This window comes from Actinomycetota bacterium, assembly GCA_005774595.1.
In the GTDB taxonomy this organism is placed as follows: Bacteria; Actinomycetota; Coriobacteriia; order Anaerosomatales; family D1FN1-002; genus D1FN1-002.
In genome coordinates this window covers 1-3,669 of record VAUM01000196.1, presented here as the reverse complement: position 1 = coordinate 3,669, position 3,669 = coordinate 1, and the positions used below count along the sequence as shown (strand labels likewise).

The window sequence follows — 3,669 nt, the reverse complement described above, 5'->3', positions numbered from 1 at the left end:
TCGCCTCGGCGCAGCCCGGCTTCCTGGCCGGCTACACGGGGCTCGAGGACAACGCCGAGTCGCTCCGGGTGTCGGCGCACAAGGACGTCGCGTGCACGGACTGCCACGGCGACCGTCGCGGCGACCTTGCGCAGGAGGTCTCGCTCGTCGGCGACTTCTACCGCGGCCTGGTGCGCAAGCCGGCGGACCCGCTGTTCGTCCGGCTCGAGCGCCCGACGCGCGCGGCGTGCCTCGGCTGCCACTCCGAGGACTGGAGCGACGAGGCGTCCCGGACGCTGAAGATCCCGCACCCGGCGCACCTGCGCGTGGCGGACGAGCCGCGGGAGTGCGTGGACTGCCACAAGTGGACCGCGCACGAGGAGGAGTACATCGAGCGCCACAAGGAGATGCCGTTCTCTGCGGTGTGCGCGTCCTTCGGCTGCCACGTCGGCACCAAGCAGCCCGCGGACTGCTTCACCTGCCACCACGTGCTGACCGACGCGCAGCGCACGTGGCGCACCACGCACGAGAAGACGGTGCGCGAGCGCGGACAGAACGGCTGCCTCGAGAAGTGCCACACCGTGGACCAGTGCGTGACGTGCCATACGACCGGGCAGATGCCGAGGATCGAGTCGCGCCTGGTGACGGCGAGCGTGAAGGCGATCGACGACAAGCACATCAAGAAGGACTGGATCGAGAAGCACGGCGACGTCGCCCTGCCCGACCAGAAGGTGTGCCTCGCGTGCCACGTGTCGCTCGATGAGTGCAAGGAGTGCCACGAGATCAGGCCCGAGTTCCACGGCGCGAAGAGCACCTGGCTCAACAAGCACAAGACGCTCGCGGCCGACGTGGACGGCGACGAGGTCGTCGAGAACCCGGCCAAGGAAGCGCGCTGCCTCGTCTGCCACGAGAGGGACTGGTGCGAGGAGTGCCACGATCAGTTCGAGGAGATGCGCTAGGTGGCTGACCCGGACGACAGCGCTCCCGGCGCCGGAGGGCCGGCACCGCAGTCCGAGGCCGGGCAGGCCGCGGTCCCGCCTTCGCCCAGGCGCGTCATCACGCTGCACGTCCCGTGGAAGAGCATCCTCGCCGTGGGCGTGCTGATCGCGTTCGGGCTGCCGGTCTACTTCATGCTCCAGCCGGGCACGTACGAGCGCTATCCGGACCTGAAGTCTCGGATGGACGACTGGCGCACCTCGACCCACGCGCGCATCGCCTGCGCCGACTGCCACGTCGACCCGGGTGTGAAGGGCTTCCTCGCGTTCGCCGCGAAGGCGGGCCCCGCGTTCTACTCGCAGATCGTGAACGGGCCTCGGTCCGAGAACCTACTCAACGCGCCGAGTCGCGCGGCGTGCCAGAAGTGCCACACCGGCTATCGCGAGGTCTCGTCCGACGGGGACCTGCTGATCCCGCACAAGGCGCACGTTGAGGTGCTCGACATGAACTGCGTGCGGTGTCATCAGGACCTCGTGCACTCGAAGAACGAGCACGGCTTCAACCGGCCGCAGATGGAGATGTGCTTGAAGGCGTGTCACGACGGCACGCAGGCCACCCGCGAGTGCGTGAAGTGCCACACCCGCAAGCAGGCGCCGGCCGACCACAAGCGCGGCGACTGGCTCGAGGTGCACAGCGCCATGGCCACGAAGACCGACTGCGACGAGTGCCACTCCTGGTCGCCCGACTACTGCAAGGACTGCCACCTCGAGCGCCCGGAGTCGCACACGGCGACCTGGAAGAAGGACCACCAGCACCGGGCGAAGGAGCGCGGCAAGGGCTGCTACGCCTGCCACGACTCCGCGAAGTTCTGCAAGCAGTGCCACGACTGACCGATGTGCGCAGCGGCCGATAGCCGCGAGGAGCGATCGTGCCCGAGGACCACGACAGCCCGACCGAGAACGCCCCAGGCGGCCCCTTCGCCCGGCTGCGCGGCGCGCTCGCCCGCGGGCCGCGGCGCACGCGCGTGATCGTGCGCTCGGCGGCCGCGGCGCTCGCGCTCGTGGTGTTCGTCGGGCTCCCGGCGTTCTTCGCCTCGCGCCCCGAGTTCGTGCGCCGCTACCCGAAGCTCGACGCGCAGTACCGCTCGTGGCAGGTGTCGGAGCACGTCAAGGCGCCCTGCCGCAGCTGCCACGTGCCGCCGGGCGCACTCGCCCAGACCGGGTTCGTCGGGCGCATGCTCGGGGAGTTCTACCTCTCGATCATCACGCGGCCCGACACGCTCGACGAGTTCCCGGTGCCCACGACCGAGGCGTGCTCGTCGTGCCACATGGAGCTGCGGGCCGTATCGCCCGCGGGCGACCTGAACATCCCGCACCGCGCGCACGTGGACGTGCTCGGGATACCGTGCGTCCGGTGCCACGCGGGACTCGCGCACAGCAAGGGCACGTCGGGCACGGGCAAGCCGACGATGGAGGCGTGCCTGACCTGCCACGACGGCGTGCATGCAAAGGACTCCTGCTCGGCGTGCCATACCGACAAGGCCGCGCCGGCCAGCCATCGTGCGGCCGACTGGAGCACCGCGCACCCGGAGCGGCTCGCCGGCGACGGCTGCGAGAAGTGCCACAAGTGGCGCGACGACTGGTGCGCCGACTGCCACACGAGGCGGCCGAAGTCCCACGTGAAGAACTGGCGCACCGTGCACCGCGACCGCGTCGCGACGCACCGCAACTGTGAGGCGTGCCACGAGGCCGCGTTCTGCGTCCGCTGCCACGGCGAGGTGCCCTCGCTCGACTTCGACCCGGCGCTCAAGCGGGTCCGGTAGGCACGAGGCGCGATGAACGCACAGCGCATCCTGGTCGTCGATGCCGAGGCGCCGAGCCTCAAGGTGGTCGACCGCGCGCTGACCGCCGAGGGCTTCGAGGTCGTCACCGCCGCGGATGCCGCCTCCGGCGAGGAGGCGTTCGCGACGTCCCGTCCCGACCTCGTCATCCTCGACGTGACGCTGCCCGACCGCTCCGGCCTCGAGGTCGCGCGGGGCCTGCGCGCGTCGTCGAACGTCCCGATCATCATCCTGTCGGCGCGCGCGGACGAGGTCGACCGGGTGCTCGGGCTCGAGTTCGGGGCGGACGACTACGTCGCCAAGCCGTTCTCGGCGCGCGAGCTCGTCAGCCGCGTCAAGGCGATCCTGCGCCGCGCCGCCGGCTGTGCCGACGACCGCTCGGTCATCGAGGTCGGCGAGTTGAGGATCGACGCCGCGTCGCGCGAGGTCACCCTGCGCGGTGTCCCGGCGCACCTCACGCGCACCGAGTACGACATCCTGCTCCACCTCGCGAGGCACCCGGGCACGGCGTTCTCGCGCGAGGAGATCATCGCGGCCCTGGCGGCCGAGCCCGCCATCGCGGACGAGCGGGCGATCGACGTCCACATCCACAACATCCGCGAGAAGCTCGAGCCCGACCCCAGGGACCCGGCGTACGTCCTGACGGTGAGAGGCTTCGGGTACCGCCTGCGGGGGCAGTGACCCTAGATGCCGCTGTCCGCCCGCGCGAGGTACCGCATCGCCGCGACCGTCATGCTCGTGGCCGCCGCGGGCATAGCCGCGGTCGCCGAGTCGCCGGCAGGCCGGACCTCGCTGTCGGTGTTCGGCACCTGGGTCTGGGAGCTGCGCTACGAGATCTCGCCGGTGGCGGGTGACGGGGAACTCGCTGCGCTGCACGCCTCGGCGGGCGAAGCGCCGTCCGAGCAGTGCATCGC

4 protein-coding genes are annotated in these 3,669 nt (G+C 70.9%); all 4 read left to right on the top strand.

Features of this window, described 5'->3' with window-relative positions; translation table 11 throughout:
* Positions 1-938 precede the first annotated feature (938 nt).
* Positions 939-1,805 carry a hypothetical protein gene (locus FDZ70_07745; GenBank protein TLM73395.1) on the top strand — a complete coding sequence of 289 codons (867 nt, stop codon included), beginning with the start codon at positions 939-941 and terminating at the stop codon, positions 1,803-1,805.
* A 38-nt stretch (positions 1,806-1,843) separates the two neighbouring features.
* Positions 1,844-2,737 (top strand): hypothetical protein, encoded by an 894-nt coding sequence (locus FDZ70_07740; protein ID TLM73394.1) that lies wholly within the window; start codon positions 1,844-1,846, stop codon positions 2,735-2,737.
* Between the two features lie 12 nt (positions 2,738-2,749).
* Positions 2,750-3,436: a response regulator transcription factor gene (locus FDZ70_07735; protein TLM73393.1), complete on the top strand. Its 687-nt coding sequence runs from the start codon at positions 2,750-2,752 to the stop codon at positions 3,434-3,436.
* Positions 3,437-3,442: 6 nt separating this feature from the next.
* Positions 3,443-3,669, top strand: a 227-nt coding sequence (locus tag FDZ70_07730) for a hypothetical protein (protein ID TLM73392.1), incomplete at its 3' end; no start/stop codon positions are given.

Coding starts and splice junctions, on each gene's coding strand:
- FDZ70_07735 (TLM73393.1), top strand. CDS start 2,750: ATGAACGCACAGCGCATCCTGGTCGTCGATGCCGAGGCGCCGAGCCTC.